The organism is Massilia mucilaginosa, assembly GCF_011682145.1.
GTDB classification, from domain to species: domain Bacteria; phylum Pseudomonadota; class Gammaproteobacteria; order Burkholderiales; family Burkholderiaceae_D; genus Telluria_A; species Telluria_A mucilaginosa.
Genome location: NZ_WHJH01000028.1, coordinates 27,572 through 50,281 on the forward strand (window position 1 = coordinate 27,572; position 22,710 = coordinate 50,281).

Consider the following 22,710-nt stretch of genomic DNA (forward strand, 5'->3'; position numbering starts at 1 on the left):
CGGTCAGCCACGCACTTTGCGATACACCGCCAGGTGACTGGCGAAACTCTCGGACCAGGCGAACTTGCGCACCCACGCCGCCGCCGCCGCCACCATCGGCGCGCGCTGCTCGCCCAGGTTGGCGGCGCGGTCCAGCGCCGCGACCCAGGCCTCCAGGTCGTGCGGCGGCACCACCATCGCCAGCGGGCCAATCAATTCCTTCAGGCTGCCCAGCGCGCTGAAAATGACCGGCACCCCGGCTGCCTGCGCTTCCAGCGCGGGAAAGCCGAAGCCTTCGTACAGGGTCGGGTACAGCACCGCCCGGGCACCGCGATACAGGGCGCGCAGTTCGGCGTCGGACAGGAATTCGGCGAACAGCACGCGGCCCTGCAAATGCGGCGGCAGTTCGGCCAAGGCCGTGCGGCGGGCGGCGGCGCCGAAGCCGCAGATGACCAGCTTCAGGTCCTTCTGGCCGCTGGCGGCGACCACTTCCATCGCCCACTCGGGGCGCTTGCGCTTCATCGGCCCGCCCAGGTAGACGGCGTACGGCGACGTGCCGATTCTCTGCGCCAGTTCGGCGTGCATCGGACAGGGGTTGTTAACTAAGTCGTTGGTGAAGTAGGCTTCGTCGATCCCGTGCGGAATCACCGTCAGCTTCGGTTCCAGCCACGGCCAGCGCGCCAGGATGTCGGTGCGCGAGCATTCGCTGATGGTGATCACGTGCGCGCATTTTCTCAAAGCCGCCGGAATCGTGTGGTCCCAGTACAGGCGCGCGCCGAGCGTGTCGGCGCGTTCTTCCCACGCCAGCGTGTCGTGCACCGTCACCACCGTCGGTTTCGGCTGCCACAGCGACAGGGCGCCTTCGGTCGCGTGCAGCAGGTCGATATCGAGTTTGCGCAGGCGCAGCGGCAGGCCGAGCTGCTCCCAGGCGCGGAAACGGTCGCCGCGAAAGGTGAACACATCGGTTTCCAGGTTGGCGCCGGGCGGCGTGACCATGCCGTGGCGGTCGTCGTCGCCGAACAGGCGCCAGTGCATCTCGGGATGCTCCTTCGAGTGGCTGAGCAGCTCGAACACGTACTTGCCCATGCCGCGAATATGTTCCGTGTTCAGGCAGCGCGCCACCAGTCCGATATTGAGTGTCATGCGTTTTCCTTTGATGGCGACAGCGCCTTGAGGCCGGTCTTGACCAGCACTTTCCAACCCGGCACGTGGGTGGGGTCGGTGCGCAGCGCGGTCAAGGCGGCGCGCCGCGCCTGGCCCAGGTTGCGCGCTTCCAGGTGCGCACCGGCGAAGTCGCTCCAGCTCTTGGCCAGCATGCGCCGCACCGCGCTGGCATCGCCCGCGCGCCCGTCCGGCGAGGCCAGGCCCCAGCGCCCGAGCGCCTGGCCGATCACGCGCGCGCGGTAGTTTTCGGCCGGGGTGGCGCGCGTGATGCTGGCCGGGTGGATGCGGTACAGGGCGTACGGCCGCGCCACGCGCACAATCGGCGTGATGCGCGAAGCGCGCAGCCACAGGTCGTAATCTTCGCCGAGGCGCAGGCTGGTGTCGAAGCCGTTCAATTCGGCCAGCAAGGTGCGCCGCATCAGCACCGTCGAAGTCCACACCACGCAGTCGAGCAGCAGCTGCGGATAAATCCAGCCGCTGGCGCCACGCCAAAGCGCGCCATCGACCGCTTCGTCTTGCAGGCGCGCCAGGTAGTCCTGCGCTGGCTGCGGCACGTCGCTCGGCCACACCTTCCACGCGGTGTAGCACATGCGGCACTCGGGCAGCGCCGCCATCTGCGCCAGCTGGGCCGCCAGCTTACCGGGCAGCCAGATGTCGTCGGCGTCGATGAAGGCGATCCACTCGCCGCGCGCGGCGGCAATGCCGGCATTGCGCGCCGCCGCCACGCCGGCGTTGGCCTGCTCGATGATGCGCACCGCCGGGAAACCCTTGCGCACCAGCGCCACCGACTCGTCGCGCGAGCCGTCGTCGACGACGATGATCTCCAGCGCGATGTCTTTTTGCGCCAGCACCGAGGCGATGGTCGCGCCGATGTAGCGCTGCGCGTTGTAGCAGGGGATGATCACCGAAATCAGCGGGGTGCTTGTCAAGGGCATGGCTGTTTTCCCAGGATCGCGTTGAAGAGTGTCAGCTGGCCGGCGGTGGTGCTGTCCCAGCTGAACTGCTCGGCGTAGCGGCGCGTGTCGTCGTGCGCCGGATAATCGGCGCGCAGCGCGTTGACGGCGTCGGCCACGCCCTGGCGGCTGCGTTCCATCATCAGCACACCGGCGGCCGGTGCTGCCACCACTTCAGGCGTGCCCCACACGCGGCTGGCCACCACGGGGGTGCCGCAGGCCATCGCTTCGAGCAGCACATTGGCCCAGCCTTCGCGGCTCGACGCCAGCACCAGCGCGTCGGCGGCGCCGTAGTAGCGCGGCAGCTCCGGCTGCGGCACGGCGCCCAGGAAGCGCACGCGCTCCTCGACCTTCAGTTCGCGCGCCAGCGCCTGCAGGCGTGGCAGTTCGACGCCGCTGCCGGCGATCAGCAGGGTCACGCCCGGGAGCAGCGGCAGCGCGCCGATGGCCAGGTCGTGGCCCTTGAGTTCCACCAGATGGCCGACCGAGAGCAGGGTAAAGCCTTCGAGTCCGAGCTCGCGGCGCAGGCCCGCACGGTCGCCCTGATGGAAGCGCTGCAAGTCGACGCCGTTGCGCAGCGGCGTGATGGTCGCCGGGTCGGCGCCCAGCTGCACCAGCTCCGTCTTGAGGGCGTCGCACACGGTGATGACGGCGGCGGCGTTGGCGGCGGCCCACTGGATCATCTTGCGCGGCTTGGCAAAATTGGGAATCAGGCTGATGTCGGACCCGCGCGCGGTGATCACCACCGGCTTGTTGAAATGCTTGCCCAGCTTGACCGCCGCCACGCCGTCGGGATAAAAATAGTGGGCGTCGATCAGGTCGAAGTCGAATCCCTCGTCGAGCATGCGCCCCACCGTGTCCCTGGCGGCGTTGGCCAGCAGCGCCGGCGACAAATTCATGCCGATCTTCGGGATCACCGGATAGCGCGGGTGCAGCACCGGCAGGCCGAAGCGCTCCTCGCTGGCGGGCACGCGCGCAAAGTCGCCGTACTGGCCGAAGCGCTTGCCCGTGAACGGAAACCACGGCACGGGCGCGACCACGCGCGCCTCCACCTGGCCGCTGGCGACCAGGTGGCGCAGGCGCGTTTCGACAAAGATGGCGTGATTCGGCTTGACCTGGTTCGGGAACAGCGTCGTGAAGGTCAGGATTTTCATTTGTCGCCGGCGCGCTTGAGCGAGCCATACACCTTTTGATAGCGCGCCACGCTGGCGGCCCAGGTGCGTTCGCGTTCCACGAACGCGCGGCCGTTGGCGCGCAGCGCGGGCCAGCGCTCCGGCGCGCCCAGCAGGTCGAGCACCTTGCGCGCCAGCGCGGCCGGGTCGCTGGCGGCGAACAGCACACCGGTGCGGCCGTCGTCGATCAGTTCGCGGTGGCCGCCCACGTCGGATGCGGCCAGCAGGCGGCCCTGGGCCATCGCTTCGAGCGGTTTGAGCGGCGTGACCAGGTCGGTCAGGCGCATCTTCAGGCGCGGGTAGACCAGCACGTCGACCAGGTTGTAGTAGCGCTGCACCTGGTCGTGCGGCACGCGGCCGGTAAAGATCACCTGGTCCGCTACTTTCAACTCCTGCGCCAGCGCCTTGAGCGCGGCGTCCTGCGGGCCGCCGCCGACCAGCAGCACGCGGATGTCGGGGTTCGCCGCCAGCATCGACGGCAGCGCGCGCAGCAGCACGTCCAGCCCTTCGTAGGCGTAGAACGAACCGATGAAGCCGAGCACCGACTTGCCAATCAGGTGCAGGCGCAAAGCCAGTGCTTCGTCGCGCGCGCCGTCGACGCTGAAGTCGGCCACGTCGACCGCGTTCGGGATGACGGTGATTTTCCCGGCCGGGATGCCGCGTCCGACGATTTCGGCGCGCAAGCCTTCGCAGATGGTGGTGGCGGCGTCCACGCGTTTGAGCGCATAGGTTTCCAGCGCGCGCGTCATGCGGTAGCGCAGGCCCCATTCGCGGCTGGTGCCATGGTCGACGGCGGCGTCTTCCCAGAAGGCGCGGATTTCGTACACCACCGGAATGCCGAGGCGGCGCCCCACGCGCAGCGCGGCCACCGCGTTCAGTGCTGGCGAATGCGCATGCAGCACGTCGGGTTTGATATCGAGGGCGACGTTGAGCAGGCGGTCTTCCAGCACGTCGATGACGGCGACCTGGTTAAACACCGGCAGGCGCGAGAGCGGCCCGCCGGCGGCGGCGGTGCGGTAGAAATCGAGGCCGTCGACCTGCTCGAACGCGGCCTGGGTCATGCCCTGCTTCGGGCTGGTGACGTGGAAGGTCTGCCAGCCCAGGATGCGCTGCTCGTTGATGATCGCGCGCGTGCGGAAGGTGTAGCCGCTGTGGAGCGGAATCGAATGATCGAGTACGTGCAGGATGCGCAATGGCGCGCCCTCCCCCGTCATGCCGACGCTCCCAGCTCTTTACGCAGGAAGGCCTCGAACATGAGGAGCGTCCAGATCGGGGCGCTGTAGTCGCGCCGGCCCGACTCGTGCTGCTCGACCATCTCGGTCAGGTAATCGATGTTGAAGATGCCGGTTTCCTTGAGCGTGTCGCCCAGCAGCGAATCGCGCACGCGCTGGCGCAGCGGGCCGCGGAACCAGCCGGCCAGCGGCACCGCGAAGCCCATCTTCTTGCGGTACAGGATATCGTGGGGCAGGTACTGCTCCAGGCTTTTCTTGAAGATGTACTTGCCTTCGCTGCCGCGCAGCTTCATCTCGGGCGGCAGGCCCGAAATCCATTCCACCAGCTTGTGGTCCAGCAGCGGCACCCGCACTTCGAGCGCGTGCGCCATGCTGGCGCGGTCGACCTTGGTGAGAATGTCGCCCGGCAGATAGGTTTTCATGTCGAGGTACTGGATCATCGAGAGCGGATCGTCGGTCGGCGATTTGGCCGCATGGCCTTGCATGACGTCGATCGCGCGGTAGCCCTGCAACCGGGTGTGGAAGGCGGGCGTGAAAAGCTGCGCGCGCATGGCGTCGGACATGATCGACACGCCGTGAAAGTAGCCTTCCACCAGGTCGCGCGAGAGCGCTTCGAAGGTGGTTTTGGCGCGGAACATGCGCGGCGCCCAGTCGGCCTTGGGATAGTATTTTCCGAGCGGCCCGAAGACCAGCTTGCGCAGGCCGGTCGGCAAGCGCGAACGCACGCTGTCTTCGGCCATGGCGTAGCGGTAGCGGCGGTAGCCGGCCAGGTTTTCGTCGCCGCCGTCGCCCGACAGCGCCACCGTCACGCGTTTCCTCGCCAATTGGCACACGCGATAGGTCGGAATGGCCGAACTGTCGGCATACGGCTCGTCGTACAGGTCGGCCAGGGTGTCGAGCAGCGCGTAGTCGTCGGTGTCCACCGTTTCGGTGTGGTGGTGGGTCTTGTACTGGCGCGCCACCTGTTCGGCGTATTCCGATTCGTCGAAGGCCTTGTCGTTGAAGGCGATCGAGCAGGTGTTGACCGGGTCCTTCATCAGGCCGGCCATCATGGCCACGATGGCGCTCGAATCGACGCCGCCCGACAGGAATGCGCCCAGCGGCACTTCGGCCTTGAGGCGGATCTTGACCGCTTCGCGCAGGCGCTCCACCAGTTCGCCCTCGGCGTCGGCCTGGGTCATGGCGCCGTGCAGCTTGAACGGCACGTCCCAGAACTGGCGCGGCTGCGGAATCGGCTGGCCGACGGTAACCAGCAGGCAAAAGCCGGGCGAGAGCTTCAGCGCCCCGCTGTAGATGGTTTTCGGCTCCGGCACGTAGCCGTAGGCGAAGTAATCTTCGACCGCGCGCGGATCGATCGCGCGCGGCAGGCCCGGATGCGCGCGCAGGGACTTGAGTTCCGAGCCGAAGATGAACATCCCGTCCGGCAGCACGGCGTAATAGAACGGTTTGACGCCGAGGCGGTCGCGCGCCATGAACATGGTCTGCTTGACCCGGTCCCACACGGCGATGGCGAACATGCCGCGAAAGTGCCGCACGCAGTCTTCGCCCCAGGCCGACCAGGCGTGCACGATGGTTTCGGTGTCGCTTTTGGTGCGGAACACGTAGCCGAGCTTTTGCAGTTCCTCGGTCAGCTCGGGGTAGTTGTAGATTTCGCCGTTGAAGACCACGCCGACATTGCCTTCGGCGTTGAACATCGGCTGCTGGCCGCTCAGGATGTCGATCACCGACAGGCGCCGGTGGCCGAAGCCGACCCCGGGCTCGATGTACACGTCGCCCTCGTCCGGACCGCGATGGTGCTGGGTTTCGTTCATGCGCTTGACCAGCGCCGGGTCGATCTCGCGCGCACCGCGCGTATCAAAAATGCCGACTATTCCACACATGATTTCGCACTCTTCCTGAATTGTTTTTTATGTTCGCACAAGGCGTCGTACAAGGATTCGTAAGCGGCCACCATGGCCGCCATGTTGTAGTGGCGTTCGACCCGGGCGCGGCCGGCGGTGCCGTGTTCCAGCCTGAGCGCGGCGTCGAGCGCGTAGCGTTCCAGCGCGGCGGCCATGGCGGGGGCGTCGGACGGCGCCACCAAGAGGCCGGTCACGCCGTCGGCGACGACTTCGGGCACGCCGCCCACGCGCGTGCCGACCACCGGCAGGCCGCTCGCCATCGCTTCCAGCGCGGAGCCGGGCGTGCCTTCGGCAATCGAGGACAGCGCGAACATGTCGAAGCCGCGCAGGATATCGGCGACATCAAGGCGCGCGCCGGGCAGCCAGACCAGATGGGCCACGCCGGCCTGTTCGGCCTGCGCCTGCAGGGCCGCCAGCAGCGGGCCGCCGCCGACCACCGCCAGGCGCACCTGCGGCAGGCGCGCGTGCAGCAGCACGAAGGCGCGCAAGAGCGTCGCATGGTCCTTCACGTCCTGGATGCGGCCGACCGTGCCGATCACGATGGTCTCAGGCCCGAAATGGCGCACCACGCCGCCCTGCGGGGTGAACTTGTCGGCGTCGATCCCGTTCGAGAGCAGCCGGCTCTTGTTCTCGGCCACGCCGATGACCGTGCGGTTCCAGGCCAGCATGTCGGCCGAATTGGCGTAGCAGCAGTCGTAGAACGGCAGCATCAGGCGGCGCAGCATGTTGTGCTTGCGGTTGCGCCCTTGCGGATCGCCCGCGTCGCGTCCGTGCAGGCCGTTGATGCGCACCGGGACCCCGGCCAGCAGCGCCGCCGGGGCGTATTCGAGCGCCGACAGGTTATAGGTATGCAGGATGGTCGGGCGCAGTCGGCGCAGCAATGTGAATAGCGCCGCGTGGGTGCCGAGCGACAAACCGGGCTGCTTGTGCAGCGCGAACAGCTCCACGCCGGGCTTGGTGATCTTGTCGGCGAACGCGGTGTAGTCGGTCAGGCACACCACCGCATGGCGGTAGTGCGCGGCCGGCATGCGGTTGATGCGCTCGACGAGCAGGTTCTCCAAGCCGCCGAAGTCGAGCCGGTAGATCAGGTGGACGACCAGGGGCGTATCGGTCATCGGTGCCTCGTGTTGGCGGCCAGCGCGGCCTCGATGGCGGCCAGGTCGCCCTTGAGGAAGGCACGCATCGCCACCCGCGCCGGCTCCGGATTTTCGTCGTATTGGGCGAACACCATCACGGCGGCGCCGTCGTCGCTGGCGTGCAGCAGCTTCTGGCGGATCTGCAGCAGCTTGCCGACGTAGTCGTTGCTGGTGGTGCTGCCGTCGATCCAGTACCAGTGCCACACCAGCATCTTGCCGCCGGGGCCGGACATGGTGCTCTCGCGCACACGCAGGCCGCGCGTGCCGATGGCTTCATCGCGCACAATGGTACTCACCGTGCGCCACACCGGGTCGGTGACCGGCGACAGGCGGTTGGTGGTGGTAATGAGCTTGGTGCCCTCGGGCGGCTTGCGGTAGTACAGCAGCTTGACGCCGACGCCCACGCCGTCCTGCGCGTGGAACTGCTGCAGTTCGGCGTTCGCTTTCGGGAAGGCCGGGGTCCAGTCGACGAACGCCGGGCCGCGCGGCGCAGCGGTGGCCACGCCGCTCAATACCACCGGCGCCGGCGCCGCTTCGGTCTTCTCGAGATAATACTGGTAAGCGGGCCAGATGCCGACGCAGGCGATGATCGCCAGCGCGGCCGGCAGCAGTTTGCCCGCCGGCGCCGGCGGCGCGTCCGGCAGTGCCGGCGCGGCCGCCACCTCGACGGCGGGCGCGGTAGCCGACGCAGTGTCTTCGCGCCAGATCGCGCCGATCCAGAACAGCAGGAACATCACGATTCCGAAGAACACCCAGCCGTAAATCAGATGGTCGACGCCGACCGCCAGCGTCATGCCGCTCAGGTGGCCGATCATCACGATCAGGTAGGCGCGCGCGCCGTTGGCGAAAATCGGCACGATGATCGAGGCGACGATGAACAGCGCGCGGCGCCAGGTGCTGCGGTAGGTCAGGTAGGCGTACAGGCAGCCCAGCGTCACCGACGAAATCAGATAACGCACGCCGCTGCACGCTTCCACCACCGACCAGTTGCCGCTCGGGATGCTGAAGTTGTTCCCTTCGCGGAAAACCGGAATGCCGGTGGCGATCAGCGCGTCGACCGTGAAGTTGGCGGTCATGCCGATCAGCGGTTCGATGAACACATCGCCGAACGGCACCGCGAACAGGATGAAGGCCAGCGGAAAAGCCAGGCTGCGCGCGATCGGCAGGCCGAGGATCGCCAGCGCCGACAGGGGCAGCATGGCCACGAACGCGTAGTGGCGCACGATCTGCACTTCGCCCATTTCGCCCAGCAGCCAGGCGGCGCCGCAGGCGGCCAGCAGCGGCAGCGCGGGCCACCACGGCGCTACCTGCATGCTGCGCAGCACGTCGCGCCGGCCCCAGATCAGCCACAGGCTGATGGGCAGGATCACGTAACCGTGCGCGAAGGTGCCGGAGCTGTCCCAGATGCCCACGATCGACGCCGCCGTCTGGAAGTAGGCGAGCAATGGGAACAGCAGCACGGCGCCGATCAGCAGCGTCTGCAGCAGATACGGGCGGGCCGGACGCGCCGGGTTGAGGGCAAGACCTTGTTCCACTATGCGCTTTCGACAGACATTTGTTCCAGCAGCGAGACCACCGGCGCCAGGTTGCTCGACCAGCCGTAGCGGGTTTCGACCACGCGCCGCGCGGCCCCGCCCATCCCGGGCTGCGGCGTGGTCAAGGCCTGGCCGATGGCGGCGGCGAACTGCGGCGCATCGTGCGCCAGCAGCAGGTCGCGCCCCGGTTCGGCGGCGATGCCCTCCAGCGCCTGTGGCGAAACCACCACCGTCTTGGCCATCGACATCGCTTCCAATACCTTGTTCTGGATGCCGCGCGCGATCCGCAGCGGCGCCACGCACAGCGCGGCGTGGGCCACGAACGGACGCACGTCGGGCACGGTGCCGGTCACGGTCACGCCGGGCAGCGCGGCCAGTTGCAGCACCTCGGCCGACGGCCGCGCGCCGACGATGACGAACTGCGCGGCCGGATGGCGCGCCAGCACGCTTGGGAAAATCTCGCGCGCGAACCAGCTGACCGCGTCCACGTTGGGCCAGTAATCCATGGCGCCGCAAAACACCAGCGCCTGCTGGCCGGCCACGAACGGATTCGGGTAATCAAGCTGCGCGGACTGCGGCGTGAAGTAGTCGGTATCGACGCCGTTATTGAAAAAGCCGATGCGCTCGGCGCTTTCGGGCGCGAGCTCGCGGAACAGCGCCGCTTCCGGCGCCGAGACGAACAGCGCGGCGGCGCATTCAAGCGCCACCTTGCGCTCGTAGCGCAGCAGCTGGCGCGCTTCATGCGCGTACAGCATGCTCATGGGCCAGGATTTTTGCACGGCGTACTGGCGCCATTTGTCCGAATCGACATCGCAAAAGTCGACCACGCGGCGCGCTTGGCGGTACGGCTCGGCATACTGCGCCATGGCCGACGAAAACACCAAAATGCGTTCGACCTTGTTGGCCGCCATGGTCTTGCCGACCCACTCGCGCAGCCCCTTGTCGCGGTAGTAGTCGAGCGAGAGCGAACGGTTGGCCAGCAGCGCGCCCAGGCTGCGCACGCGCGCCATGGCCGGATCGAGCCGGGCGAAGTGGCTCGACGCGCACAGGGCCTGCACGCGCGGCAGGTGCTGCCAGTCGTCGGCATCGTCCACGAAGGTGGCCAGGTGCACCCGGTAGTGGCGCGCCAGGTGCTTGAGCAGGTGATACGAACGGATCTTGTCGCCCTTGTTGGGCGGGTAGGGAATCCGGTGGATCAGCAGCAGCAGGTCGTCCACGCTCAGCCCAGGCTCTTGACGATGTGCGGACCGAGGACATTGGCCAGCGCCAGCGGCATCTTTTTCCACAGCTTGATGAACAGCTGGTACTTGGGATTGAGCGGGTTGTTGTCGGGCAGTTCGGTCGATTCGTACAGGCGGTACTCGTAGGCCAGCGGCGTGGGCGAAAAGCCCCAGTTCTTCTTGAAGTCGAAGGCGCCGGTACCGAGCTTGCTGCGGCCGAAGTCGAAGATGCGGGCACCGCGCGCGCTAGCGGCCTGCATCAGGTTCCAGTACATGAAGTCATTGCCGGCGAACTCGCGCGCGGCCGGCATGCCGCCGCCGTAGTACGGCAGCACTTCGTCGCGGAAGTAAAAACTGAGTACGCCAGCGACAAGCGCGCCATCCTTGACGATGATGCGGATTTCGCATTCCTCGCCAAAGACTTCCTTGATCGCGGCGAAGTACTTTTTCGGGAATACCGGGGTGCCCAGCCGGTGCACGCTGGTGGCGTAGGCGATGAAGAAGCGGTCCACGCCCTGGTCGATTTCGGCGGTGAGGCCGCACTTGATCCCCTTGCGCACCATGGCGCGCTGCTTGCGCGGGATGGCGTTCATGTTCTCGTCGTCGTCGGCGGTGATGGCCTTGCGGAAGGTGACGTACAGCTCCTTCTGGTGCCAGGCCGGGTCGCCCGCGTGCGCCGGCAGCAGGTTGCGGTATTCCAGATGGCCGACCTTGAGCGACGCGGCCAGTTTGTCGGCGGCGGCGTCCAGCAGCGGGCGCGCCGCGTCACTGGTGGCGGCCACGCCGCCCAGCACGCAGAACGGCAAGGAACCCAGGGAATGGCCGAACAGGCGGCTCTTGATCTCGGCCAGCGGCAGCACGCCGACGATGTGGCCATCCTGTTCGACGTAGTAGAACCAGGTCTTGTGGCCGTACACGCGCTCGATGATGGTTTGCCAGCCGGCGCGGTGGAAGAAGGTCGCTTCCGGGCAGGCCGCCACGAAAGCGTCCCAGCGCGCCATGTCGCCGGCGTCGCCCGCGCGCAGCAGATGCACGGTGGCGGCACCGCCAGTGGTGGTGGCCGGGCGGTCCTGCACAGCGTCGGTAGTCGAACTCATTTGGTCCCTAAAAAGATGCGGTCCATGCGGTCCCAGGCAAAATCGCGGGTGAGCAGCTTGATGCGCCCTTCCATGCGTTGCAGGTTCACGTAATGGCGGAAACGGGTTTTCAGGCTGGCGCCTTCGGGACGCGGCTGGCCGGGATCGAGCTCCCACGGGTGGAAGTAGAAGATCGCCGGCTGGCCGTCGTCGCTGTTCACGCGCCGCATCATCCAGCGCGACAGGCTGTAAGGCAGCAGGCGAAAGTATCCGCCGCCGCCGGCCGGCAGCTTGCGCTGGCCCAGCATGGCGGTGGTGATCGGCACTTCCAGCAGGCCATCGGGGCCGTTCGGATAAAACGCGAAACGCGGCGCATCCGGCATGCCGTAGTGGTCGTGGGCGATCGGATAGATGCTCGAACTGTAGCGGTAACCGGCTTCTTGCAGCACGTCGAGCGCCCACAGGTTGCTTGTACCGATCGAAAAACTCGGAGCGCGGTAGCCCAGCACGGCCTGGCCGCCGATGTCTTCGAGCAGGGCCTTGCTGCGCCCGACGTCGTCGGCGAATTCGGCGCGGGTCTGGTCGGATGCGCGCAGATGGCCGTAGCCGTGGCTGGCCAGTTCGTGGCCGCCGGCGACGATGCGGCGCACCATGTCCGGATAGCGTTCGGCGATCCAGCCCAGGGTGAAAAAGGTGGCGTGCACGCCGCCGCTCTCGAGGATGGCCAGGATGCGTTCGATGTTCGCTTCGACCCGGCACTCGCGCGAAGGCCAGGACTCGCGCGCGATGATGGGCGCGAAGGCCGACACCTGGAAGTAGTCTTCGACGTCGATCGTCATCGCATTGCGGATCGGTTGGCCGAGCGCGCGCGGCATGGCGGCGGGATGCAGGCGGTCGTTCATTCGTGATGGTCGCTTGGATGGTGGGACAATGCCGGCAAGGTACTGACGACTTTTTTGAGGATCGACAGCACCGAGGCCATCGACTTTTCCATCTTCAGGATGCGTTCGTCCAGGTAGCCCGGATTGTCGAGCGTGCCGAGCGATGCCACCCCGGAGAGGGCGGCGGCGGCCTGTTCGCGCACCACTTCCGGCGGCAGTTCGTATTCCTGGCGGATGTCGCGCACCACTTCGTTGACGTCGGCTTCGGTAAAGGCGTGCATCTCTTCCAGGTAGCCCATCAGCAGCAGGCGGTCGCACAGGGCGTTGGTCTTCCTCGGAATGCCGCCGCTGTAGTCGTAGATGGCGGCGTGCGCGCCGGCCGAAAACGAGGGATCGTCCTTCCAGCCGACCGTGTGCAGGCGGTGCTCGACGTACGCCTGGGTTTCCGGGCCGTCCATCGGGCCGAGATGATAGCTGGCCGTGATGCGCTGGCGCAGCTGCTGCATGCCGGCGCTATGCAGGGTGGTGCGGAACTCCGGCTGGCCCAGCAAGAAGGTTTGCAGCAAGGACTTGTCGTCGGTCTGGAAGTTCGACAGCATGCGCAGTTCCTCGACCGCGCGCGGGGTCAGGTTTTGCGCTTCGTCGACCACCAGCAAGGCGCGCTTGCCTTCATCGTCGCAGGCGCGCAGGAACTGTTCGAGGCGTTCGAGCAGCGCGGTCTTGCTGGCGTTCTCGTAGGGCAGCCCGAAGGCGGCGACCACGGTGCGCAGGGTGTCGTCGGCATCGAGATGGGTGTTGACGATGTGGGCGGCCACGATCTGCTCGGACGGCATCTGCTTGAACAGGTTGCGCACCAGGGTGGTCTTGCCGGCGCCGACTTCACCGGTGATGACGATGAAGCCTTCGCCGTGCGACAGGCCGTACTCGAGGTACGCCATGGCGCGCTTGTGGCCTTTGCTGGCAAAGAAAAAATGCGGGTCCGGCCGCAGCCGGAAGGGCTTGTCGCTCAGCCCATAATAGGTTTCATACATCGCTGACTCGATTCGGCTAGAACTGCAAGGACAGAGAGGCCGTTACGGCATTCTCGCGGTACGACGCGGCCTGGTCGGCCGTGGTACCGGACACGCGGCGCGCCTCGAAGGCGCCCCGCACTTTGGGCGAAAACTGGCGCGTCACGGCCAGTCGCAAGGCGGTATTCTTGCTCGCCAGGCCGGTGCCGTTCGACTCCTGGCGTGAGCTGATCCACGAGGCGTTGACCGCGCTGCGCGAGGTCAGGCGCAGGTTCCACATGGCGCTGCCGCCACGCTGGGTGGTGTCGTCGTTCAGGCGCGCGCTGGCCGGCCCGGTGAGCAGGCTGTCGGTCTGGATCAGCGACAGGCCCTCGCGCCGGCTGTCGAACGCGCTCACGATCAGGGTGGTGCGCGCCGTGTTGAAGGCCACCGACGCCTGCAACTGCTTCTGCAAGATGAAGCGGTTGCTGAAGTAGTTGATGCTGTCGGCCAGCGCGGCCGGAAGACCCGTGGCGCGGATGTAGGCGTCGACCGCCTGCGCGCGCGCCACCGCATCGGGAATCTGCGCCGTGAACAGGCGGTCGAGCATGGTGGCCGTGTCGATGGTGGCCGGCAGCAGCAGTTGCGAGCGCGTGGTGGTGACCGAATCGCTGTAGTTGATGCTCCAGACCGAACGCCGGCTGCGGTGCAGCGCCTGCAGGTTGTAGGTGTTGCCGTAATAGCGCTTGCCGGCGCCGGCCACCAGGCTGGTGCGCGGACTCGGGGTCCATTCGATGCCGCCCTGCCAGAAGCGCCCCTTGGTCGGCTCGCCCTCGGACTGGTAATCGTATTCGTCGTAGCCGGCGCTGGCGGTCAGGTTGAAGTCGGCGCCGAGGCGGTAGCGCGTATTCGCGCTGACCATCTTGACGCTCGATTCGGGCGCGATGCTGTCGTCCACGCGCTGGTGGCTGTACTGCAGGCCCCAGCCGAGGCGGCGGAAGGTGCGCCCGCTGTTCAGGTTCATGGTCAGCACGTCGCCGGTGCTGTCGCCGAAGCCGGTGCGGCCGGCGTCGACCGAGTCGTGGGTGTAGCGCACGGCGGCGGTGGCGCTGTTGCCGAAGCGGTGCAGCAGGTAGGGGCTGACCCGCCAGGTCTTGACGTTGGCGCGGTTGGCGCTCGCATAGCCGTTGCCGTTCACCTGCGGGCCGAAGGCCGATACCGGCTGCTGGCCGATGGCGCCGTCGGCATCGAAAAACAGCAGGTCGTCGACGACGGTGGCGCGCACGTCGGTGCGCAGTTGCGACTGCGCGTGGCGCACCCCTTCCACGCCGTCGTCGTCGAAGGCGTAGTAGTGCAGCTGGTAGTTGGCCGAGGCTTTCAGGCGCGGGCCGCGGTTAAGCAGCGTGAAGCCCGGCGTCAGTTCGGTCACGAAGCGGCTCCTGGCGTCTTCCGCGCGGCTCAGGGCGACGTTGTCGGTGTAGGTTTCGCGCAGGTCGACGGTGGGCGTGAAGCGCCACTCGGCGCGCGCGCCCGGCGCGGCCAGCAGGGCCGCCAGGGCCGCCGGCACGACCACGGCGCGGCGCCGTCCAAAGCGACGCTTAGCCATAATGGTAGTCATACGTTTCGGTGCCGGGGAATTCGCGCGTCTTGTTGTAGATCAGGTTCACATTGCTGCAGCCTTCCAGCTGGCGCAGCGATTCCTTGACCGCGTGCTGGGTGGTGCCTTCGGCTTCGACCACCAGCGCGATCTGGCCCATGTGGCTGGCCAGGACGTGCGCTTCGCTGGTGAGCAGCAGCGGCGGCGAATCGAAAATGACGATCCGGTCGGGATAGCGGTTGGCGATTTCGTTCACAAAGGTGCTCATCGCCTGGCTGGCCAGCAGTTCGGTCGCGCGCGGGTTGTTGCTGCCGGCCGGCAGGATGCTGAGCGTGTTCACATTGGTGCGCAGCATGACGTCGGCCATGTCGAGTTTGTCGTCGAGCAGGATGTCCATCAGGCCGCGGTGGGCCGGCAGGCCGAGCGTGCGCAGCACCGACGGGCGCGCCACGTCGGCGTCGATCAGCAGCACCGTGTGATCGAGTTCCATGGCGATGCTCATGGCCAGGTTGATCGAGCAAAAGGTCTTGCCTTCGCCCGGCAGCGAACTGGTGACCATGATCAGGTTGCCCGGTTTTTCGCCGGGCGCGCGCGGCCCGAAGGCGCGCTTGAGCAAGGGCCGCTTGATGATGCGGAAGTCCTCGACCAGGGTGGTGCGCCCGCCGGCCGCCGTCACCAGGCCGAGCGCCTGCATGCGTTCCAGGTCGAGTTCGACCTGGTTGGCGGTGCGGCGCGGCGCGTGCACGGGGGCCGCGGCCGGTGCTTCCATGGACGGCGCCGCTGGCGGTGCGGTAGCCGGTGCGGTAGCCGGCGCGGTAGCCGGCGCCGGATTCTCGGCCGCGCGCGCGGCGGCCGCCGGCGCGCCCTGCTCGTCTTTTTTGTGTTCGATGCGGCTGGCCGCTTTTTCGATAATGCTCACGCTGTTCTCTCCAGTGAAGGCCGCATCAGAGCAGCGGTCGGACAAATAGGGCCGCCATCACGCCGCCGTAGGCGCCGAACAGCACGATCACGGCCGCGCTGAAGGCGTACAGGCGCTTGGTGCGCATGACCTTTTGCTCGTTGGTCCAGTTCATGCTGATGCTGCCGAGGATAGGAATGCCGGTCACGTCGCGCAGGCTGCCCTGGCTCATGAAGGTCGGACGCAATTGGCTCATCAGCAGCGCCACGCCCAGGCCGGCCGCCAGCGCGGCGGCGAACACGAACGAGAACAGGCGATGGCGGTTCGGTCCCGACGGGGTCGAGGGCACGGTCGGCGGGTCGATCACGCGGAAGGTCAGCATGTCGGTGGCCGAACTGAGGTCGCCCGAGAGCTTGGCCGCTTCGCGCCGGCCGACCAGTTTTTCGTAGTTCTCTTTGTTGATCAGGTAGTCGCGGTTGAGCTGGGCCAGCTGGGCCTCGACTTCGGGCGCGTTGGTGCTCTGCGCGCGCAGGCGCGCCACGCGGGTGGTGTATTCGCCCACGCGCGCCTTGAGCGAGGCCACGCGCGCTTCTTCCACCGACAGCGCCACGTTCATCTGCTGCAGCATGGGGCTGTAGTTGGCGCCGGGGTCATTGTTGCGCTTGTTGCGCTTGGCTTCTTCGAGCTTGCGCGCTTCGAGCTGGCCGATCAGGCGGCGCGCCGCCACGATGTCGGGGTGGGCGTCGGTGTACTGCATGCGCAGGCTGTCGAGATTCTTGTTGAGCGCCGCGATGCGCGCATCGATTTCGGGATTGGCCACGGTGGCCGCTTCCGGCGGCGTGAGCGGGGCCGGTTCTTCGCCTGCGATCTGGCGCTTGATGGCGTTGCGCGCTTCCTCGGCTTCGGTCAGTTCCAGGCGCGCCTGGTTGAGCGAATCTTCGAGCGTGGTCATGTTGGCGCTAAAGTCGCCGCCGGCGCGCGGCAGCATGCCGAGGTGCTTGATCTTGAATTCCTTGAGCGCGTTTTCGGCCTGCACCAGCTTTTCTTCGTAGTTCTTGATCTGGTCGTCGATGAACTGCACCGCTTTTTCGGAATCCTGCTTCTTGCCGCCGAAGCTGCCTTCCACGAAGATCGTCAGCAGCGACTGCACGATGTCCTTGCCCAGCTTGGGGTTGGAATTCTTGTACGAGATGGTGTAGATGTCGTCGCGCTCGGTGCCGCCGATGCTGATCTGCGCCATCAGGTCGTCCACCATCTTTTCGTTTTCCTTGGGCGTGGAAGCCTTGATGTCGAGGTCGACCATGCGCATGACGCGCTCGACGTTGGGACGGCTGATCAGGGTGCGCCGCATGAAGGCCACCTGCTGGTCCACGTTCGGTACCGAAGTCATGCCCGCCAGCAGCGGCTGCAGGATGCTCTGGGTGTCGACGTACACCCGCGCCGAGGCCTGGTATTCGTTCGGCAGGCGGTACACCACCGCCCAGCCGACGATGGCCACGATCCAGGAAATGACGACCGCATACCAGCGATATTTCCAGATCGCTTTGAGGAAGTTCGTCAGTAGGGCCTGCAGTTCTGCCATCTCGTCAATCTCGCCATAAAGGGCATCCCGGGAGCGACTCCCGCAGCGTGGCCCAGGCCGGCAACTTTGCGCACACACGCGGACGGACCGCCCGGTGCCGCACAGCGCCAGCCAAAGTGTTGTCGGATGCACAAAAGGCAATTTGTTACGGCAGCTGAGAAAGCCTGACAAGAAATTGCTTTAAGGCATTGATTAATAATCATATGATACAGGAAATCCGTTGCCTATTGATACTGAATTCGCCTCGTACAGTGTGCGTTCAACAATTGTTTACGGCATCACTCATGTATTCAATGACAATTCGGCCAATCCTGTTGCCCCTCGCAAAGAGTTTCGCACATCGATTCCCAAAAAAGGAGGAAAACCGTGGTCCGAAAGCCGAATTTACAACAGTGGCGAACCGACCATTGCCAGGCGGTTTGCGTGAATGAAACTAGTTGTTGCCGGCGCGCCAATCGGGTACTGTCGGCGCATGACTTCTTCCCTTCTTTTACGCGCCTGTGCTGGCATGCGCCTGGGCCTGGGCGGCGCGCTGCCGGCCGGCCCCGCCCTGGCGCTGGCACTGGCGCTGGCGCTCGCTCCCGGGCCCGCCGCGGCCGCCCCCTTCGGCCAGGTGATCGCCGCGGTCAAGCCCTCGGTGGTCGGGATCGGCACCTACCAGCCCACGCGCAGTCCGGCGATCGTGTTCGTGGCCACCGGCTTTGTCACCGGCGACGGCCTGAGCGTGATCACCAACGCGCACGGCATTCCCGACACGCTCGACAGCGAACGCAATGAAACGCTGGGCATCGTGGTGGCGCGCGGCGACAAGGTCGATTTCCGGCCGGCCCGGCTGGCCGGACTCGACCGCCTGCACGACCTGGCCCACCTGCGCCTGGCGGGCGCGCCCATGCCGGCCCTGCGCCTGGGCGACGGCGGCGCGGTCGAGGAAGGCCAGGCGCTGGCGTTCACGGGCTTTCCGCTCGGCATGGTGCTGGGCCTGCATCCGGTGACCCACCGCGCCATGCTGTCGGCCATCACGCCGCTGGTGATGCCCTCGGCCAGTGCGCGCAAGCTCGATGCGCGCGCGATCGCGCAGCTGGCGCGGGCGCCCTCGCCCATTTACCAGCTTGACGGTACCGCGTATCCGGGCAACAGCGGCAGCCCGGTCTACGATCCCGACACGGGCCAGGTGCTGGCGGTGCTGAACATGGTGTTCGTCAAGGGATTGAAGGAAAATGCGATCACCAACCCGAGCGGCATCAGCTATGCGATTCCGGTGGTTCATGTACGTGCGCTGCTGCAACAGTCAGCGGCGCAAACAACACCCTGAGGCAGGAAAACCACGCCCAGCCTTTCGCTTGAAAAACTTCATGCTAAAATAGAAACTGTTGTAATTAAAATTGCACTATAGTAATCCTCGTCCGCATAAAGGAAAATCAGGTGAACACGTTCAAATACACGATGAAATGGCTGGGCGGCAGCGCACTGGCCCTGTCCGCCCTGCTGCTGGGCGGCTGCGCTTCCCCGGTGTCGACCGTGGTGCCGGACCCGGCGCCGGCCAGCGCCCATGAATACCTGATCGGCCCGGGCGATACCGTCAATATCGTGGTGTGGCGCAATCCGGAAGTGTCGACCACGGTGCCGGTGCGTCCGGACGGCAAGATCACCACCCCGCTGGTGGAAGACTTGCAAGCGAGCGGCAAGACTTCGACCATCCTGGCGCGCGATATCGAAAAGGCGCTGGAAAAGTACATCCAGCAGCCGGTGGTGACCGTCATCGTGACCAGTTTCGTCGGCAATTACAGCGAACAGATCCGCGTGATCGGCCAGGCCGCCCGTCCGCAAGCGCTCGCTTACCGGCGCGACATGTCGCTGATGGATGTGCTGATCGCGGTCGGCGGCGTCACCGAGTTTGCCTCTGGTAACAAAGCCATCATTATCCGCAAGGTCGACGGCAAGCCGGAAAAGCTGGCCGTGCGCTTGAACGACCTGATCAAGCAGGGCGATATTTCGGCGAATATCTACATGCGCCCGGGCGATGTGCTGGTGATTCCGGAAAGCTTCTTCTAAAGGCGGTCGACAGACGACCCAAATGGTGGAATACTTGCGCGAAAGACAGGCTGTCGGGATTTTTTACAGAACCGGCCGCCTGGTGCCGACGCCGCTAACACGAAGCGCCACCAAGCCCTTGATCTGCATCAGTATTTAGCGCCGGGGCACGCGATTGGAATAAAAATTGCTTTAACTTTGTATCAGGCACGGCATGCCAGGCATCGCCTGACGCTGCCGTTCAATTCGAGGAAACTGACGTGACTATCAATCATCAACCGGACCGCCCCAGCGGCGAACCAGCAGCGCCGCCAGCGTCCTTGACGGCGTCCGGCAACGCGCGGCGCCGCTTTACGCGCGCCGGCCTGGGCGCGTCCGGGGTCCTGATGACCTTGGCCAGCCAGCCCGGCATGGCCGCCACCGTGTGCGCCTCGCCGTCCGGCTCGCTGTCGAACGGCTTGCAATCGAGCCACCGGCCCGACAATCCGCTCACCTGCGGCGGCAATTCGCCGGGCTTTTATGCCAACAACGCGGCCGGATGGCCATCGAACCCGGCGCCGACCCGCAAGTTCAAGGATGTGTTCACGGTCAACGCCAGCCAGGCCATGCTGGGCGAATTGACCCTGGCCGAGGTATTCAAGACCAACGGCAACAAGCACGGCGGCAAAGGCGGCAAGGGCCCGTTCAAGAGCGAAGACCTGGATCCGCACAATGTGGCCAGCCATGTGCTCGCCGCCTACCTGAACATCCAGTCCAAGCGCTCGACCGTGCTGACCGAAACGCAGCTGCGCGCCATCTGGCACGAATACCAGTTCAACGGCGGTGGCAAGCTGGGCTATTACTCGCCGACGGCCGGCGTCAAATGGTATGGCGACGACATCGTCGCTTACCTGAAAACCACCTTCCATCAGTAGCCTGCACGGCGCCGGCGCCGCGCGCGCCCGCCTTTCCGAGACCATGCCGCACGCCCCTTCCTGGCACGTCCTTCCCGGCCAGCGCCTGCACTACCGCCAATGGGAACAGGAAGCGGTCCTCTTCAACGACCTCAGTGGCGACACCCACCTGCTCGACGCCGATGCGCTGGCGGTGCTGCTGGCCGTGCGCGATGGCGCGGCCGGCCTGGCGGCGCTGCGCGCTGCGCTCGGGGCCGAAGACGACGCCGAGGGGGAAGCCGATTGCGCGTTGCAGGCGCTGCTCGAGCAACTCGCTTCCATCGACCTGATCGAACAGCGCGCATGAGCACTGTCAGCGCGCTCGGCCGCGTCGAACTGGGCCGCCGCCTGCGCGAAGGCAGCATCGACCTGCAAACCGGCGCCTTCGTCACCCGCATCCACAGCCCGTTCGCCAGCGTGGCCGATGGCCTGCATTTGCTGTACGCCGACTACCCCCTGCTGGAGAACAACGACTTTGCCGACTTCCACGTCGACATCGCGCCGCCGCCCTCGCTGCGGCGCTGGTACAGGCCGCTGGCGCGCTTCGTCTACGACGGCATGGTGCCGTTCCTGCCGCTGCCGGCCGCGCAAGCGTTTCCGATGTTTGAATGGGGCATGAACTGGTGCGTGTCGAGCCGCGCGCACGACTACCTGATCCTGCACGCGGCCGTGGTCGAGAAGAACGGGCGCGCCGCCATCCTGCCGGCCCCGCCCGGTTCCGGCAAAAGCACCTTGTGCGCGGCCCTGGTCAGCCGCGGCTGGCGCCTGCTGTCGGACGAACTGGCGCTGGTGCGGCCTGAAGACGGCTTGCTGGCGCCGCTGCCGCGCCCGATCAGCCTGAAGAATGCCTCGATCGAGGTCATGCGGCGCTACCAGCCGGACGCCGTCATCAGCAATCCGGTGCCGGACACCACCAAGGGCACGGTGGCGCACCTGAAAGCGCCGGCCGCCAGCATCGCGCGCGCCCACGAAGCGGCGCGTCCGGGCTGGATCGTGTTTCCCAAATACACGGCGGACGCGGCCACCACCTTGCTGGAAGTGGCGCCGGCGCGCGCCTTCATGCGCGTGGCCGAGAACGGCTTTAACTACAGCGTGCTGGGCGCGCGCGGCTTCGCCGCCCTGGCCACCCTGGTGGAGAGCACGCGCAGCATCGATTTCACGTACAGCGCGCTGGACGAGGCGATCGCCGTGTTCGAGCAACTGGCGCGCACGCCATGACCCCTGCCATGACCGAGGCCGGACCGTTGCTCCTGCAACTGCTGCGCGACCCGGGGCGCGCCGCCAGCCTGGGCCTGGCCGACTGGGACCTGCTGCTGCGCCAGGCCGCGGCGGCGCGGGTGGAAGCGAGCCTGCACGGCTTGCTGGACGAACACGGCCTGGCCGGCACGATTCCCGCCGCCGCGCGCCGCCACCTGGACTGGGCCGGGGTGCACGCCGAGCGCCACGCGCGCGCGGTGCGCTTCGAAGTGGCGCGGATCGGCGCGGCGCTGGCCGCCAGCGGCGTGCCGCTGCTCCTGCTCAAGGGCGGCGCCTACGCCATGGCGCAGTTGCCGGCCGGGCGCGGGCGCCTGTTTTCCGACATCGATATCCTGGTGCCCAAGGAACGGCTGGCCGAGGTCGAAGCGGCGCTGATGCTGCACGGCTGGGCCACAGTGGCGCAGGATGCCTACGACCAGCGCTATTACCGCACCTGGATGCACGAATTGCCGCCGATGAAGCATGCGCGCCGCGCCAGCGTGATCGATGTGCACCACGCGATCCTGCCGGAAACGGCGCGCCTGCGGCCCGACCCGGCCAGGCTGCGCGCCGCCGCCGTGACCTTGCCCGGGCCGGCCGGCCAGCCGCCGCTGCAAGTGCTGGGACCGGCCGACATGGTGCTGCACAGCGCCGTGCATCTGTTCTACGACGGCGAATTCGACCATGGCCTGCGCGACCTGCTCGACCTGCACCGCCTGCTGACCCGCTTCGGCGCCGCACCCGGCTTCTGGGAGCTGCTGGCCGCGCGCGCCGCCGAACTGGAACTGGGCCGCCCGCTGTTCTACGCGCTGCGCTACTGCGCGCGCCTGCTGCATACGGCGGTGCCCGACTCTGCCCAGGCCGCCGTGCGCGCGGCCGGCCCCGGCGCGCCGCTGCTGGCCCTGATGGACGCCCTGTTCCTGCGCGCCCTGCTGCCGCACCACCGCAGCTGCGCCGACCGCTTCAGCGCCGGCGCGCGCTTTTTGCTGTATATCCGCGGCAACTGGCTGCGCATGCCGCCGATGTTATTAACACGACATCTGTTTCACAAGGCATTTATTTCTCCTCGTAAAGATTAATCGGCGGCCGCGCTGTCGGTTTTCCTTACACTATCTCATGCACATGCCATGAAAACGGTGATAAGTCCTTGATTTAAAACAAACCCTATCTTCTGGCACGACTCCTGCTTATAGAGA

The 22,710-nt window shown here is 66.5% G+C and carries 20 protein-coding genes; 6 read left to right on the forward strand and 14 right to left on the reverse strand.

Annotated elements, in window-relative coordinates:
• Window positions 1–3: 3 nt before the first annotated feature.
• The 14 genes from F2P45_RS20490 to F2P45_RS20555 are packed head-to-tail and all read right to left on the reverse strand — an operon-like array spanning window position 4 to window position 17,315.
• Window positions 4–1,122 carry a glycosyltransferase family 4 protein gene (locus F2P45_RS20490; RefSeq protein WP_166879289.1) on the reverse strand — a complete coding sequence of 373 codons (1,119 nt, stop codon included), beginning with the start codon at window positions 1,120–1,122 and terminating at the stop codon, window positions 4–6.
• Complete coding sequence (locus tag F2P45_RS20495; RefSeq protein WP_166879292.1) at window positions 1,119–2,078, reverse strand: glycosyltransferase family 2 protein; 960 nt, start codon at window positions 2,076–2,078, stop codon at window positions 1,119–1,121. Before F2P45_RS20495 ends, F2P45_RS20490 begins: the two co-directional genes overlap by 4 nt.
• Entirely contained in the window at window positions 2,069–3,250 is a 1,182-nt protein-coding gene (locus F2P45_RS20500; RefSeq protein ID WP_166879295.1) for a glycosyltransferase family 4 protein, read from the reverse strand. Before F2P45_RS20500 ends, F2P45_RS20495 begins: the two co-directional genes overlap by 10 nt.
• A complete protein-coding gene (locus tag F2P45_RS20505; protein ID WP_166879393.1) occupies window positions 3,247–4,461 on the reverse strand; it encodes a TIGR04063 family PEP-CTERM/XrtA system glycosyltransferase in 1,215 nt (404 codons plus the stop codon). The genes F2P45_RS20500 and F2P45_RS20505 overlap by 4 nt, the downstream gene beginning before the upstream one ends.
• A 17-nt stretch (window positions 4,462–4,478) precedes the next feature.
• A complete protein-coding gene (locus F2P45_RS20510) occupies window positions 4,479–6,380 on the reverse strand; it encodes an XrtA/PEP-CTERM system amidotransferase (RefSeq protein ID WP_166879297.1) in 1,902 nt (633 codons plus the stop codon).
• A complete protein-coding gene (locus F2P45_RS20515; RefSeq protein WP_166879299.1) occupies window positions 6,368–7,516 on the reverse strand; it encodes a TIGR03088 family PEP-CTERM/XrtA system glycosyltransferase in 1,149 nt (382 codons plus the stop codon). The genes F2P45_RS20510 and F2P45_RS20515 overlap by 13 nt, the downstream gene beginning before the upstream one ends.
• Window positions 7,513–9,072 carry an exosortase A gene (xrtA, locus tag F2P45_RS20520; protein ID WP_370663289.1) on the reverse strand — a complete coding sequence of 520 codons (1,560 nt, stop codon included), beginning with the start codon at window positions 9,070–9,072 and terminating at the stop codon, window positions 7,513–7,515. Before xrtA ends, F2P45_RS20515 begins: the two co-directional genes overlap by 4 nt.
• A complete protein-coding gene (locus tag F2P45_RS20525; protein ID WP_166879302.1) occupies window positions 9,072–10,289 on the reverse strand; it encodes a TIGR03087 family PEP-CTERM/XrtA system glycosyltransferase in 1,218 nt (405 codons plus the stop codon). Before F2P45_RS20525 ends, xrtA begins: the two co-directional genes overlap by 1 nt.
• Before the next feature lie 2 nt (window positions 10,290–10,291).
• Window positions 10,292–11,389 carry a FemAB family XrtA/PEP-CTERM system-associated protein gene (locus F2P45_RS20530; RefSeq protein ID WP_166879303.1) on the reverse strand — a complete coding sequence of 366 codons (1,098 nt, stop codon included), beginning with the start codon at window positions 11,387–11,389 and terminating at the stop codon, window positions 10,292–10,294.
• On the reverse strand, window positions 11,386–12,270 hold the full coding sequence (locus F2P45_RS20535) for an XrtA system polysaccharide deacetylase (RefSeq protein ID WP_229505193.1): 885 nt from the start codon (window positions 12,268–12,270) through the stop codon (window positions 11,386–11,388). Before F2P45_RS20535 ends, F2P45_RS20530 begins: the two co-directional genes overlap by 4 nt.
• Window positions 12,267–13,280: an XrtA/PEP-CTERM system-associated ATPase gene (locus F2P45_RS20540; RefSeq protein WP_166879306.1), complete on the reverse strand. Its 1,014-nt coding sequence runs from the start codon at window positions 13,278–13,280 to the stop codon at window positions 12,267–12,269. Before F2P45_RS20540 ends, F2P45_RS20535 begins: the two co-directional genes overlap by 4 nt.
• Before the next feature lie 16 nt (window positions 13,281–13,296).
• Window positions 13,297–14,844 carry a TIGR03016 family PEP-CTERM system-associated outer membrane protein gene (locus F2P45_RS20545; protein WP_166879308.1) on the reverse strand — a complete coding sequence of 516 codons (1,548 nt, stop codon included), beginning with the start codon at window positions 14,842–14,844 and terminating at the stop codon, window positions 13,297–13,299.
• Window positions 14,837–15,754, reverse strand: coding sequence for an XrtA-associated tyrosine autokinase (locus F2P45_RS20550; protein WP_166879310.1), 918 nt, complete (start codon window positions 15,752–15,754; stop codon window positions 14,837–14,839). The genes F2P45_RS20545 and F2P45_RS20550 overlap by 8 nt, the downstream gene beginning before the upstream one ends.
• Before the next feature lie 25 nt (window positions 15,755–15,779).
• The gene (locus F2P45_RS20555; protein WP_166879313.1) at window positions 15,780–17,315 is read right to left on the reverse strand and encodes an XrtA system polysaccharide chain length determinant; all 1,536 of its coding nucleotides are present in this window, start codon (window positions 17,313–17,315) and stop codon (window positions 15,780–15,782) included.
• A 472-nt stretch (window positions 17,316–17,787) separates the two neighbouring features.
• Here F2P45_RS20555 and F2P45_RS20565 point away from each other — a divergent pair, with 472 nt between their 5' ends.
• From F2P45_RS20565 to F2P45_RS20590, 6 genes are all read left to right on the forward strand, one after another.
• On the forward strand, window positions 17,788–18,627 hold the full coding sequence (locus tag F2P45_RS20565; RefSeq protein ID WP_229505194.1) for a S1 family peptidase: 840 nt from the start codon (window positions 17,788–17,790) through the stop codon (window positions 18,625–18,627).
• 131 nt (window positions 18,628–18,758) lie between these two features.
• Entirely contained in the window at window positions 18,759–19,367 is a 609-nt protein-coding gene (locus tag F2P45_RS20570; protein WP_166879404.1) for an XrtA/PEP-CTERM system exopolysaccharide export protein, read from the forward strand.
• A gap of 239 nt (window positions 19,368–19,606) precedes the next feature.
• On the forward strand, window positions 19,607–20,260 hold the full coding sequence (locus F2P45_RS20575) for a hypothetical protein (protein ID WP_166879318.1): 654 nt from the start codon (window positions 19,607–19,609) through the stop codon (window positions 20,258–20,260).
• Window positions 20,261–20,303: 43 nt separating this feature from the next.
• A complete protein-coding gene (locus F2P45_RS20580) occupies window positions 20,304–20,585 on the forward strand; it encodes an HPr-rel-A system PqqD family peptide chaperone (RefSeq protein WP_166879321.1) in 282 nt (93 codons plus the stop codon).
• Window positions 20,582–21,496: an HprK-related kinase A gene (locus F2P45_RS20585; RefSeq protein ID WP_166879323.1), complete on the forward strand. Its 915-nt coding sequence runs from the start codon at window positions 20,582–20,584 to the stop codon at window positions 21,494–21,496. Before F2P45_RS20580 ends, F2P45_RS20585 begins: the two co-directional genes overlap by 4 nt.
• Entirely contained in the window at window positions 21,493–22,593 is a 1,101-nt protein-coding gene (locus tag F2P45_RS20590; RefSeq protein WP_223164796.1) for a nucleotidyltransferase domain-containing protein, read from the forward strand. Before F2P45_RS20585 ends, F2P45_RS20590 begins: the two co-directional genes overlap by 4 nt.
• Window positions 22,594–22,710 lie beyond the last annotated feature (117 nt).